The 13,383-nt window shown below is 48.3% G+C and carries 10 protein-coding genes; 5 read left to right on the forward strand and 5 right to left on the reverse strand.

Annotated elements, in window-relative coordinates; all coding sequences use genetic code 11:
• Nucleotides 1–41: 41 nt before the first annotated feature.
• On the forward strand, nt 42–1,592 hold the full coding sequence (gene lysS / locus HRE53_RS22950) for a lysine--tRNA ligase (RefSeq protein ID WP_235108084.1): 1,551 nt from the start codon (nt 42–44) through the stop codon (nt 1,590–1,592).
• A 75-nt stretch (nt 1,593–1,667) separates the two neighbouring features.
• The gene (locus HRE53_RS22955) at nt 1,668–2,345 is read left to right on the forward strand and encodes a Uma2 family endonuclease (protein WP_235108085.1); all 678 of its coding nucleotides are present in this window, start codon (nt 1,668–1,670) and stop codon (nt 2,343–2,345) included.
• 515 nt (nt 2,346–2,860) lie between these two features.
• Here the strand turns inward: HRE53_RS22955 and HRE53_RS22960 are convergent.
• From HRE53_RS22960 to HRE53_RS22970, 3 genes are read right to left on the reverse strand one after another with little or no spacing between them, the layout of a single operon-like run.
• Nucleotides 2,861–3,292: a hypothetical protein gene (locus HRE53_RS22960; RefSeq protein ID WP_235108086.1), complete on the reverse strand. Its 432-nt coding sequence runs from the start codon at nt 3,290–3,292 to the stop codon at nt 2,861–2,863.
• A 52-nt stretch (nt 3,293–3,344) separates the two neighbouring features.
• Nucleotides 3,345–4,274 (reverse strand): tetratricopeptide repeat protein, encoded by a 930-nt coding sequence (locus tag HRE53_RS22965; RefSeq protein WP_235108087.1) that lies wholly within the window; start codon nt 4,272–4,274, stop codon nt 3,345–3,347.
• Nucleotides 4,234–7,011, reverse strand: a complete 2,778-nt coding sequence (locus HRE53_RS22970; RefSeq protein ID WP_235108088.1) for a CHAT domain-containing protein — start codon at nt 7,009–7,011, stop codon at nt 4,234–4,236. The genes HRE53_RS22965 and HRE53_RS22970 overlap by 41 nt, the downstream gene beginning before the upstream one ends.
• A gap of 110 nt (nt 7,012–7,121) precedes the next feature.
• On the opposite strand from HRE53_RS22970, the gene HRE53_RS22975 reads away from it, so the two are divergent.
• A protein-coding gene (locus HRE53_RS22975; protein WP_235111216.1) for an IS630 family transposase occupies nt 7,122–7,993 on the forward strand; the annotation gives its coding sequence in 2 pieces (ribosomal slippage) (nt 7,122–7,442 and nt 7,445–7,993; 870 coding nt in all).
• Here the strand turns inward: HRE53_RS22975 and HRE53_RS22980 are convergent.
• Complete coding sequence (locus HRE53_RS22980; RefSeq protein ID WP_235108089.1) at nt 7,953–8,321, reverse strand: hypothetical protein; 369 nt, start codon at nt 8,319–8,321, stop codon at nt 7,953–7,955. The genes HRE53_RS22975 and HRE53_RS22980 overlap by 41 nt on opposite strands.
• Nucleotides 8,322–8,433: 112 nt before the next feature.
• Entirely contained in the window at nt 8,434–10,107 is a 1,674-nt protein-coding gene (locus HRE53_RS22985) for a TolC family protein (protein WP_235108090.1), read from the reverse strand.
• Nucleotides 10,108–10,283: 176 nt separating this feature from the next.
• Here HRE53_RS22985 and HRE53_RS22990 point away from each other — a divergent pair, with 176 nt between their 5' ends.
• Nucleotides 10,284–11,822 (forward strand): AAA family ATPase, encoded by a 1,539-nt coding sequence (locus HRE53_RS22990; RefSeq protein WP_212665464.1) that lies wholly within the window; start codon nt 10,284–10,286, stop codon nt 11,820–11,822.
• Nucleotides 11,823–11,909: 87 nt separating this feature from the next.
• Nucleotides 11,910–13,370, forward strand: a complete 1,461-nt coding sequence (locus HRE53_RS22995) for a tetratricopeptide repeat-containing serine protease family protein (protein ID WP_235108091.1) — start codon at nt 11,910–11,912, stop codon at nt 13,368–13,370.
• Nucleotides 13,371–13,383: the final 13 nt, after the last annotated feature.

Consider the following 13,383-nt stretch of genomic DNA (forward strand, 5'->3'; position numbering starts at 1 on the left):
ATCTAGAACTTGGTTTGAAGTTTTTCATTTAAGGATTATTTATGGCTGCTGATCGGGCGTCTGAGTCACCCAACCAGGGCTCCACTTTAGAAGAAGTGAGAGCCAATCGTTTGCAAAAGGTTGAGCAGCTCAAACAAGCAGGCTTAACCCCCTATGCCTATCGGTGGCAGTCTACCCATACCGCCCAGGCCCTACAAGAGAAATTTGTAGATCTGGCTAATGGTGAAGAGGAGAGTTTTGACGTTGCGATCGCAGGTCGTATCCTCGCCCGTCGAGTCATGGGAAAGTTAGCCTTCTTCAAACTCCAGGACGAAACGGGGACCATCCAGCTCTACCTGGAAAAAAAGCGTATCCAAGAGCAGATGGGTGAGCAAAACGAGCAAGCCTTTAACCTCCTGAAAAAGCTGACAGATGTCGGTGACTTTATCGGTGTTCAAGGGACGATCAAACGTACTGATAAAGGTGAACTCTCTGTCTATGTCAGGGAATACACTGTTCTTACCAAGTCTTTATTACCCCTGCCCGATAAATGGCATGGCCTTACAGATATTGCCAAGCGATATCGCCAACGCTATGTGGATCTAATCGTCAACCCCACGGTGCGGGAGACCTTCCGACGACGGGCTCAAATTACCGCCAGTATTCGCCGTTATTTAGATGAGCAGGGGTTTATTGAAATTGAAACCCCCGTTTTGAATTCTGAAGCAGGAGGAGCTGAAGCGCGTCCGTTTGTCACCTATCACAACACGATGGAGATGGATCTCTATCTGCGGATCGCGACGGAGCTGCATTTGAAGCGGTTAATTGTCGGTGGCTTTGAAAAAGTCTTTGAACTAGGACGGGTATTCCGTAACGAAGGGATTTCTACCCGCCACAATCCTGAATTCACCACCATCGAAGTCTATCAAGCCTATGCTGACTACAACGACATGATGGATTTAACGGAAGCGTTAATTTGTACGGCGGCAGAACGGTCCGTGGGCAGTTTGCAAGTGCCTTATCAAGGTGAAACCATCGATCTCACTTCACCTTGGCGACGAGTGACCATGCATGATGCGGTACAAGAGAAAACAGGACTAGATTTTTCCACCTTTAAGACAGTAGAAGCAGCCCAAAAAGCAGCCACGAAGGCAGGCATCACTGGAGTGGCAGATTGCGAGAGTGTGGGCCATGTCCTCAATGAAGCCTTTGAGCAAAAGGTGGAAGCGACTCTTATTCAACCCACCTTTATTCTTGACTATCCAGTCGAAATTTCTCCCTTAGCGAAACCCCATCGGTCACGGCCTGGATTGGTGGAGCGGTTTGAATTATTTATCGTCGGTCGGGAGACGGCTAATAGTTTCTCAGAATTGACCGATCCAGTGGATCAGCGCCAGCGTTTAGAAGCCCAGGCCGCTCGTAAAGAAGCAGGGGATTTAGAAGCCCATGGAGTTGATGAAGACTTTATCACGGCGTTGGAATATGGCATGCCCCCCACGGGTGGATTAGGAATTGGCATTGATCGCTTAGCGATGCTGCTCAGTGATGCTGCTAGCATCCGAGATGTGATTGCTTTCCCTCTCTTAAAACCCGAAAAATCTGAAGAAGAATAATTGTCGAGGATAATTGCCAAGTCTTTGTCCAGGCTAAACTGAAGACAGTAAGACCTTCTTCCCAACTCCCAAAAGATGGTATCAACTCCTCAACAACGACTAGTTATCCCGCCTTTGGAGAATGGTGATCGCCTATCTCGAACTGAGTTTGAGCGCCGCTATCAGGCCATGTCGCAATTGCGAAAAGCGGAGCTAATTGAAGGAGTGGTTTACAACATGTCATCCCCCCTCAGAATTAAAAGCCATGGTGAACCTCATGGTGATGTTATTGCTTGGTTAGGAACCTACAAAGCTTTAACGCCTGGAACGGTGATGGGGGTGGAACCCACCGTACGTCTAGATCCTGATAATGAGCCGCAGCCCGGTGCAGTTCTGTTTGTACCGGGGCGACAAGCCAGGATAGGTGAGGATGACTATATTGAAGGAGCACCAGAGCTGGTGATTGAGATTGCAGCAAGTAGTGCTGCCATTGGTTTGCATGATAAGAAGCGGGCGTATCGGCGCAATGGGGTTCAGGAATATATTGTGTGGCGGACGCTGGAAGCGCAGCTTGATTGGTTTGTTTTAACGGCAGATGAGTATGTCCCTTTGGCTACGAATGAGCGGGACATCTTTTGCAGTCATGTATTTCCAGGGCTATGGCTGGATAGAACAGCTCTGCTGGCGGGCGATATGGCGCGAGTATTGGCGGTGTTGCAGCAAGGATTAGGTACCGTTGAGTATCAGGACTTTGTGGGTCAAGTTCTAAATTAAGGATAATGAACTCAATAACACCGGAAATTATGGTTGAACACGGCTCTGCCCTCTATCTTCCACAGCTTTAACGCCACTGATGGCCCCCTAAATCCCCCACCAGTGGGGGACTTACCTGATCAACCCGCACAAGTCCTGCAACAGAGTTAAACCTCAGCAGCCCTAGAGATTTTAATTTCTATACTCAGCCTAGATATAGACTCAAAGTCCCCCCAGAATGGGGGATTTAGGGGGCGAGTGCAAACGCTGATGGTTGCTAAATGAGATGGCGAAAATCTCGATATTAATCAATTTTCATTCCTAACTTTGTGGTGAGTAGCATGGTTTTTGGCTTGGATGTAAGACTTGTTGCCCGGTTCCGCTCTCTTGAGAAGGTCTTCTTGGACTAGAGTGGTGGAATCCATTGTCTTAACTTTTTATGCCCATCTCAACCACAAGGATGTGAAGAAATGGGCGACTAATTTAATGCTTTCAGGTATTGGAGTCACGGGTGAAGAGGTGGAGTGAGTCACCAATTATGTCTTACTAGGACTGGGTTCTGTGTATTTGCAAAAAATGTTAAGGCCCACTTTAAGAATATAAAGGACAACAATTGTTGCCATGGCTGGGTTAAGGGGGAGAGTGGTTAGCTCGATTAAGGTGATCACGGCTCCCGTTAACAGGGAAGCGCTACCTGGGTTTTTGTTGTAGTCCAAAATTTTGGACCGAAAGCTTTCATCACCGCAGAGTTCATCGCGGAGGACACTAAGGGTGGCTTGCCAGAGGGATTGACCGTCGCGAGCAAAGGTTTCGGGGGTGCTGACGGCAGAGGTCCATAATTCGTTGAAACTCGCGTCGAGATTACCCTGATGTTGTTTGAGGGTGTTGAGGGCTTCTTGAGCGGGTGCGTAATTTTGAAGAAGCTGGCTAGTTTCTTGGAGTTCGGCTGTGGTTAGTTGATGGTCCATAAGTATTTTGAATTTAGAGATTTGGTGTAATCAAGTTGCGTTGAAAGCCTGATTAAGTTTCGCTTTGTTGACTTGCAGCCTGAATGGCTGAGAAGTATTCATCTGGGCATTCTGCTTGGGTAATTTTTCTCCATTGAGACTTAAACTGATCTGTACCAAATTGCTTCAACATTCCCCCTAGAGCTGTAAGACTAAAACTAATCAAGTCTTGATTGTGTTCTAAAGTGATTGCGAGAGTCTGAATATATTGCTTCAGGGCTTCAGAGTAATTTTCTTGTGCTTCAGCAACCCTACCTAGTAGGTAATACTCACGGGCCGCGCTGTATAGGTCCCCGGCATCTTCATAGATTTTGAGAGATTTTTGGTAGAACGCGATCGCATCGTCAAATCGCCGTTGTTTCTGGGCAACCATGCCTAAGTGGTGATACTCACGGGCCGCGCTGTATAGGTCCCCGGCATCTTCAAAGATTTTGAGAGATTTTTGGTAGAACGCGATCGCATCGTCAAATCGCCGTTGTTCCTCGGCAACCATGCCTAAGTGGTGATACTCACGGGCCGCGCTGTATAGGTCCCCGGCATCTTCATAGATTTTGAGAGATTTTTGGTAGAACGCGATCGCATCGTCAAATCGCCGTTGTTTCTGGGCAACGATGCCTAATTGGTGATAATCACTGGCCGCGCTGTATAGGTCCCCGGCATCTTCTTTGATTTTGAGAGATTTTTGGTAGAACGCGATCGCATCGTCAAATCGCCGTTGTTTCTGGGCAACCATGCCTAAGTGGTGATACTCACGGGCCGCGCTGTATAGGTCCCCGGCATCTTCAAAGATTTTGAGAGATTTTTGGTAGAACGCGATCGCATCGTCAAATCGCCGTTGTTCCTCGGCAACCATGCCTAAGTGGTGATACTCACGGGCCGCGCTGTATAGGTCCCCGGCATCTTCATAGATTTTGAGAGATTTTTTGGTAGAACGCGATCGCATCGTCAAATCGCCGTTGTTTCTGGGCAACGATGCCTAATTGGTGATAATCACTGGCCGCGCTGTATAGGTCCCCGGCATCTTCTTTGATTTTGAGAGATTTTTGGTAGAACGCGATCGCATCGTCAAATCGCCGTTGTTCCTGGGCAACGATGCCTAAGTGGTGATAATCACGGGCCGCGCTGTATAGGTCCCCGGCATCTTCACAGATTTTGAGAGATTTTTGGTAGAGTGCGATCGCATCGTCAAATCGCCGTTGTTCCTCGGCTACATAGCCGAGGTTATGGCTGATACTCGCAATTTGGCTATTTATTGAGGAATCATCTAGGCTATTCAACTCATCCAAAATCTCTTGCAGAATAGCGGCTCCATCGTCTAGCTGGGCAGCAAGTAATTTTTCTTTTGCATCTTCACCTCGGATATACATCCAGAACTCAAATGCTGCTTTACCTTTTGATTTCGAACTCGCTAAAGAATGGCCAAGCACCGCCAATCCTCTTTCCCACAATGCTCGGCACTCTGCTTTACGTCCGATTCGTTCGAACAGTTCTCCTAATGCCTGTAATAGGGATTGTGCATTGCCCCAATCCTCCTGCTGCTCAGCCAATCGTAACTGCTGCAACAAGTTAGGTTCCTCTACTCGTAGGACGAAGCTTGCTGCTTCAGCATTGCTGATCAACTGCTCACGGTAGTAGTCTGCCAAACCACCGTAAAAACTGAGCAACTTTTTTTCTAGGTTTGCAATCCCTCCATCTGCTACATCCAAACCAACCTTGGCAGCTTGTTGACTCAGACGCTGCCGTAAATACCAAGGCAATGCTGGATGAATCTGAAAAATCGTAGACCCTAAAGACTCTACAATGCTAGCTGCGGCGGCTTCCTGAAAAATAGCTATCCAGTCAGTCTTCTGCAAATTTTCTCCAAATACTGCCCGATAGACCTGCCCCCATTCATTCTCAGGGTCACTAGAAAATAGATGCAGCCAATCTGCATCGACACGTTCCGAAAATAGGGCCAAAAAGGGTAGATGTTGGCGAGTTCGCTCTGATAAAGCCGTAAAGGAATAGTCCAAGGACACCGTTAGAGACTTTTCTCGACCTTCCTCCTCGGCCCCGGCAAAGGTATCTAGCCCCTGTCGTAGTGCTTCTATTAAAGCTGCCGGAGTTTGCCGCTGCAAATGAGGCAACACCACTCGCAAAGACAGTGGATGTCCCCCCAGTAGTTTCAATAACTCTAAATATTCTGGTGCTAAGTCTTTGAGTTCTACATTGACGGTCTGCAAAATCTTAGTCGCCAATGCTTCCGAGTCTGATAACCCCGGATAGCGGCTATTTGGCCTTGATAATCCAGCCAAGGGTACCAACCGATAGCCACAGTCTAGCCAAGGCTCCTCCCGCCGACTGGTAATTAACACCCAAGACTTTCCCCCTCGTAAAGCTTTCAACCACTGCTGGAGTCGCTGCCGCTCTGGGTCTGGCAAAAGGGGCTGATTCCCGGCGGGAAATCCGGCGACGGGTTCGAAATTATCCCAAATCAACAAACAGGGCTTAGTTTTTAGGTACTCCAGAACTATTTGTTCTTGTTGGTCTGTCATCAACTGGGCAAAGCGTTCACCTCCCAATTGACGTCCGATCTCATTGACCACATTGCTTAGGGTCGCTCCCTGCTCAAAGGACGTAAAGAAAATACCGTCATCACGGCCTTGAGTTTCGGCTAGCCAGCGGGCAAACCCCAAAGCCAACTGAGTTTTGCCGACTCCGCCCATGCCTTTGAGCAGCACCACATTGTTTTGCCGAAAGGCTCGTTCTAGTACCAGAATTTCGGCACTACGACCCACAAATCCATAGGTGCCCGCGTCGGGTAGATTTGTTGCCTGGGCTTCGACCTGTTCCTCCTGCTCTGCCTCAGCCATCAAGTCCGCAAAGCTAAGGGTAGGGTTTTGGGATGTAAAGGGTGTATAGGCTTCCTGTTGGTAAAGCACAGGCACCAACCAATCCTTTAGGGTTCTTTGCCCACGGGGGCTTAGCCGTTCGGGTTGGTTTAAAACAGAAATGCGGGCTGCTGCAACGGCAGTTGATAGGCTAGCCCCTCCGACTAACTCACCATAAAATCGGGCCATAAAATGTTTGGCAGCTTCGGCATGGACACTATAGGCCATAGCCACGACCCCCTTGGCCCCAGCGAAAATAAACCGGGTTGCCACGGAAGTAAACTCCTCTTCCCCCTCTTGGGCCGACTTACAAGCATTCAGAACAAACACGGGTACTCGGCAATCTGTCAAACTTTGGGCAATGCGGTCCGCGCTGACCACCTCTGCTTTGCCTTCTAAGGTTTCAAACACCAATTCCCCTTGGCCAGAAGCGTCCATCAGATTAAATTGTCGCCCAGCATTGGGATTAAAGGAGCCATGCCCGTCAAAATGGACGATGTGATAAAACCCCTGTCGATTGGCGTTTAGTTCTTTTTCAAACTCCGTAAAACTAGGGGGGCGTAACACCTTCAGATTCACAAACTTCTGCAAGGGGCGCAACGCGTCCAGCATGGGACGGGCAATTGTTTGGAACCCCACATCCTGTTCATAGGGACGAGCAATCACAAGTAAGATATTGAGCTGATCCCTTGGCAATTCAGGCATTTCCGCTCGTACCTTCTGATGGCTTAAGGTTCGGTACATCCCGGACAGCTTGGGTGCTAAAAACAAATCTTTGGGGGAATACAGCAATTCCCAAGGCAAGTTCAACACTTGGGGATTGTCTGAAGAGATCCCCAGTTCGCAAGTATAGCAAGCGCCATTTTATTCAGGACATAATAAACTAGAGATACTGTTATGTCTTTCAATGGAGGCCTAAAATCTACAGCTACGATTTACGTTGCAAAGTGATCGATGCTATTGAACTTGATGGCATGCCTCCCTCAGAAGCGAGTGACACCTTTCATATCAGTCGTAACACCATTAATCTATGGCAACGTCTCAAAGCAGAAACAGGTGATCTTCATCCCATCCCTAGACAACACCTTGGCCATAGCCACAAAATCACAGACTGGGACAAGTTTCGAGCTTTTGCTCAAGAACATCGCTATAAAACCCAAGCTCAGATGGCCGAGTTGTGGGAGGGGCAAATCAGTGAGCGTACTATTTCAAGAGCGCTGAAGAATATTGGATTTACTCGAAAAAAAAGACCTATGGCTACCGCCAACGTGATGAGCACAAACGGGCTGAGTTCGTCCAAAAGTTAACAACAGTAGACCCAGACGATATTGTCTATGCTGACGAGTCAGGGATGGACAATCGAGATGAGTATGACTATGACTATGGCTATGGTCCCAAAGGTGAGCGGGTCTATGCTTTAAAGTCTGGTAGCAGAAGTGGACGAGTCAATATGATTGCAGCTTTGAGAGGAAAGCAGCTCATGGCCCCGTTCACGATTGAAGGGGCTTGCAATCGCACCGTATTTGAAATTTGGCTTGAGACTTGTTTGATACCGATGCTCAAACCGGGGCAGAAGTTAGTCATTGATAATGCCACCTTCCATAAGGGAGGGCGAATTGAGCAACTGGTAGAAGCCGCAGGATGTGAAGTGTGGTACTTGCCACCCTATTCTCCTGATTTGAATAAGATTGAACGGTCGTGGGCTTGGATTAAAAGTCGAATTAGACACCAATTAGAGCACTTCGGTTCACTTAGAGAAGCAATGGAACATGTGTTGTACCTAGCGTCCTAATTAGAGTGGCGAATGCTATATCTAACCCAGATCGTGTCGCTTCTTGAAAAAACTCTCGGCCTTCTTCAGTGCTTTGGAATATTAGCTCAAATAAAGTCTGTCCCCAGTCCTGGAACTTCTGTTCAATGGCTATCGCTTTATCTGGGTTTAATCCGTAGGGAAAGCTCAAATATTGCTCTAGATACCAGCGCAAATCTGCAAGTACCTTGGGTTCAAACGGATGGTTGAAATCTACTTCGGGGGCCTGACGAGGATATTCCTGTCCCCGTTGCCATGACAACTGCAGCCTGTCTCCATTCAAAGACACCAGCAATCGATTATGAATCATCCCCAACCCTCATTCATGCAGATCCAATACGGCACCTACCCCGCATTTGTCTAGTTATCTGATGAATATTGTGAAATTACGCAGTAATGAGGAAGAAATTTGGGTTTTCCCGTTATGCCTGGTTGCAAAGTTGTGCGCCAGGGGAGGGAACTTCACCGACTCTGGCCTGCTGTTGCCGATGACCGACAAATCGCTCCAATGCAATTAAAGCCCGATTGTAATCAATGATCGCTTGTAAACGATTGCTACGGGTGCGAGTCAGTTCTGTTTCAGCATTACTGACCTCGAGTTGAGTTCCAATCCCGGCTTTGGAGCGCAATCGAGCTAGCTCTAAACTTTGCTCCGCCTGGATCACCGCACATTCATTGGTTGCAATATTTTTAAAGCTGGATTGCAGGGTAAAGTAGTTCTGCTCGACTTGGAAACGAACCAGATTTTTAAAGTTGGCAAACTGAGTTTCGGCGATTTTCGCACCCAAGGCTTGCTGTCTAGCGTTGGCTTTGGTTGCGCCTCCATCAAATAGCAACTTGGTGACTTGCCCACCTAGGGAATAACCAAAAGCCTCTGTCAGGTCATCTAAATCAACCGCAAAGTTACCACTAGCAGCCACACTGACCTGGGGCCCAAAACTTCCCTTAATTAGTCGTTCATTCTGCTGGGCAATTTGTCGCTGATCCAAGATTTCTCCTAGTTCAGACCGATTTTGTTGGGCCTTGGCAATCGTATTCGTGAGAGAAATGGGCCATAACCCTGCAATTTTGACAGGGTCGGCTGCCGATAAGGTGGCTCTGGGATTAAGGCTTAAACGCTGAGCCAATTGGCGCCGAGCAGTGAGCTGTTGGCTTTGGGCTTGAGAGAGCTGTTGTTGTTGGTTCGCCAGCTGCACTTCTGAACGCAAGACATCAAACCGAGTGCCTAAACCAGCCTGTTCCAAAGCCCGAGTATTATCCAAGGTTTCTTCGGCATTTCTCACGGCTGCCTTGGCAATCTGAACTAACTCATCCGCCTGCTGCATATCGTAATAGTCATTGGAGACGTCTAGGCGTAGCTGCTGCAACTGGGTTTCTAGGGACTTCTCAGCGGCCTTGAGGGCAGACTCGGCAGCACGAATGCTAGCTGGGCGTTGTCCGGAAGTGAATACATCGTAATCCAGCTGAACGCTAGTGTTGAACAGATTGCTCACAGAAGGAAAAAGAGAGGGCTGATCTCGAACCGTTTGAATTTGAGCCTGCAATCCTTGAATGGTCTGATTCAAAATCGCTGTTTGAGCTGCATTGGCCCCAGGTAATTGGGCCTGTAACTGCTGAATTTGATCTTCAATCCCTTCGACTTGGGTTTCTACCTGCTGCTTGTTGATGATCCGTGATGTGGCCGAATCTGTTCGATTGAGACTCGCCTGAGCACTGATGGTTGGGAGTTCTGCGGCTTTGGCTTCTGCTAACGCTGCTCTGGACTGGCGTACCTGCAATTCCACCACCTGCAAATCTCGATTGTTGCGCTTAGCTAGCTCTAAGGCTTGTTCTAACGTAATCGCCTGGTCGAGGTCCGGGTCAATGGTGACATCTTCCGGTGCTGTGGGTACGTCCAGCACTTTTGGATCAGGATTCAGTATTTTGGGATCCGTTGTGGGTAGACGCAGGGGTTGCTCATTGATCTCCGAAGGCTTCAGATCACTCGCAGATGGGATATCCTCTTGAGCCTGGATTGGAACAAGCGATCCACCCATCACCAATGCTGCACTCAAGCAACCGACTTTGCTCCATTTTATCCACGATAGGTGTTGCATAATGGCTCCCAGACCTGCTGTCTCCGTTTAGTACTCTACCAAATCTAGTTCTGGCTGGCGTTGCAAATATGCCAGAAAACCATTTATTCAAGTAAGCTGCATCGGCTTAACTTTAGTAAAACCGCGATATCCGGGAATCTTGAGAATAATATCCTTTTCTGGTTGGTGCTCTGGCTATGCCCTTATCCGTAAGTGTACGAGACATTCAGACCTTAATCCTGTCCTATCACCCCGTCATTGTGATTGAAACCTTAGAGGAAGATCGAGTCCAAACCCTTCTTAAAAAAGCGACAGAGGAAATGTCTATTCCGATGTTTGAATGGAGCATTGCTCAGGGACTGATTCGTTCTCCTGGCACCTTTGATGCGCCTTGGGTGAATGAATATGCTCCCCCAGGCACCCTCAAACCTGCCGCCATTGGGAATACCGCCGAACCCTTAGCCGTCCTTAAACATGTCCAGGATATGTCCATTAAGGCTTTGTTCTGGCTTAAGGATTTTGGCAAACACTTTGAAGATCCAGAAACAGCCCGCCACTTTCGCGAAGCGGCTCAGCTCTTTTCCCAAAAACGCTCTGCCTTTGTTCTTACCGGGGACAATATCGAGTTGCCCAGGGAAATTGAGCATGATGCTGTGGTGTATGACCTGAAGCTGCCTGATCGCGATGAACTCTCTCGGACCGTCAAAGAAGTGGTGCGGACCATGAGGCACAAACACCGCACCATCGTCGAATTAGAAGATCAGGATATGCAGGCCCTGGTTCAAGCCATGACGGGTATGACCTTGAAACAAGCCCGACAAGTGCTGGCCTATGCGGCTCTCGATGATGGCAAATTGACCACAGATGATGTGGAACGCATTCTCCACCGAAAAGCCCAACTGATCCGGGCTGGTGGGGTGCTTGATTATCTTCCTGTCGAAGGCAATCGTGTGGAATGGGGTGGGTTTGCCAATCTCAAGAACTGGCTGGGGCGGGCCAAGGTCGGATTTAGTCCCGCCGCTAAAGCCTTGAATCTGACGCCGCCGAAGGGCATTTTGATTGTGGGGATTCAAGGATGTGGCAAATCTCTAGCAGCTAAAGCGATTGCTAGAGAATGGAAAATGCCATTACTGAAGTTAGATGCAGGTCGTCTCTACGATAAATTTGTGGGGGAATCTGAGAAGAATTTTCGCAAAGCCATCTCTTTAGCAGAATCCATGGCTCCTGCTGTGCTTTGGATTGACGAAATTGAAAAAAGTTTAGGGGCAACTGGGTCTGATTCGGATGGTGGTCTGAGTCGGCGAATGTTTGGGTTCTTCCTGACCTGGATGCAGGAAAAGTCCCAAGAGGTTTTTGTGGTGGCCACTGCCAACGATATTTCCCAAATTCCACCAGAGCTTTTACGTAAAGGCCGTTTTGATGAGATTTTTTATGTGGATTTACCGGATTTGCAAGAACGAGGGGCAATTTTTCGCATTCATCTAATGCTGCGTAAACAGGATCCCAGCCATTTTGATATGCCCACCCTATTGCAGGCATCGGAAGGCTATAGTGGTGCTGAAATAGAGCAGGCCGTCGTGGCAGCCCTTTATCGTGCTCTCTATGTAGAAAAACCGTTGGATACTGAGTTACTGGTTCAGGAAATTCAAGGCATGATTCCGCTATCTGTTTCGCGACAAGAACATTTGAAGCAGCTTCGCAACCTAGCTCAAGATCGATTTATGAGTGCGAGATAACCCTTGAATATCAGTTTGACCTTCCCTTTTGCAGGTCTGATAGCCCCCATCTGAACCTTTTCTCTATCGTTTTCGTCTGTTGGATGTATGCATAAATCCCTTCACCTCTCCACCATCCTTTTAGGTACTACAGCTGCATTAGTCTGGGTTCAGCCGCAAGCTCAAGCATTGAGTGCAGCAGAAGTGAGTAAGCTGGCCAAGAACGTCACAGTTCGGATTAGCAGTCCTGGCGGTTTAGGATCAGGGGTGATTGTCAAAAAAGAAGGTGATACCTACACTGTTGCGACTGCGGCCCATGTGGTTGACCTACCCAATACTTACGACATTCAAACCCCTGATCAGCAAACTCATACAGTCACGTCTTCCAGCATCCAAAAATTTCAAGGGGTGGATCTTGCGGTGGTTCAATTTGCCAGTTCCCAGACCTATGCAGTCGCCACAATGGGTAATGTCAATGATGCGCCAGAAGGCACCCCTATTTACGTTGCAGGTTTTCCAGCACTCACCCTGGCTCTGACGGAGTCGATCTATAACTTCACAGAAGGGAAAGTGACGGCTAATGCGACTAAGCCCCTGGCCGATGGATATGCACTGGTTTATTCCAACAGCACCTTACCTGGCATGAGTGGTGGTCCTGTCTTGGATAAGCAAGGGCGATTGGTGGCCATTCACGGCCGGGCAGACACCGCAACGATCCGACCCCAAGATGAAGCAACCAATCCCGACATCTATATCAAAACCGGCTTCAACCTAGGGATTCCTATCAATACTTTTCTCAATTCATTGCCCTCAACCCTCACATCCCTAAATCTAGGGACCCTTGATCCGCGGCCAAATGCGAATGAACCTTCTGCTGCAGATTTCTATTTACAAGGGGGGGATAAACTTAAGAGAAAAGATTATAAGGGGGCGATTGCTGATTTCTCTCAAGCCATTGAGCTAGACCCTGAATATGTGGAAGCTTACTATGGTCGTAGTCTTGGCCACTATCGGCAGCGAGATTCTTTCAAGGCGATTGAAGACCTGTCTCAGGCGATCAAGCTAAATCCAGATTATACCCAAGCCTTTGTACAGCGGGGAGTGGTGAAAGCCAATTCTAGAGACACTCCGGGGTCGCTCAATGATTACCGGAAAGCCTTAACACTCAGTCCCTTGGATGCCACAATTCTATATCGGCAAGCCTTGTCAGAAATACAGCTTTGGCGATACCAGGGAGCAATGTTTGCTCTGAACCGTGCGATCGCATTCAATCCCCGATTGGCGGAAGCGAAGGTGATGAAAGGTGCCGTTCAGGTTTTGCAGGATAAGTCAAACGGAAGCAACCCGGCAACCTATGCCCAAACAATTGCCGAGCTGGAGCGAATTAGACAACTGCCTTTTAACTCAGCAATCACCGATATTCATAAGGGGCTACTCAGCAGCTTGAGAGGCGATAAGCAAACGGGCCTTCGCCTACTACAAACTGCTGGGTTTAAAGCTCAACGGGAAGGGGATAATCAGTTGAATGAGATTATCCGTGCCATGATCTTAAAGCTGTCGCGGCGATAAGTTTTGTGAGTAT

This window comes from Acaryochloris sp. 'Moss Beach' (assembly GCF_021497025.1).
Lineage (GTDB): Bacteria > Cyanobacteriota > Cyanobacteriia > Thermosynechococcales > Thermosynechococcaceae > Acaryochloris > Acaryochloris marina_A.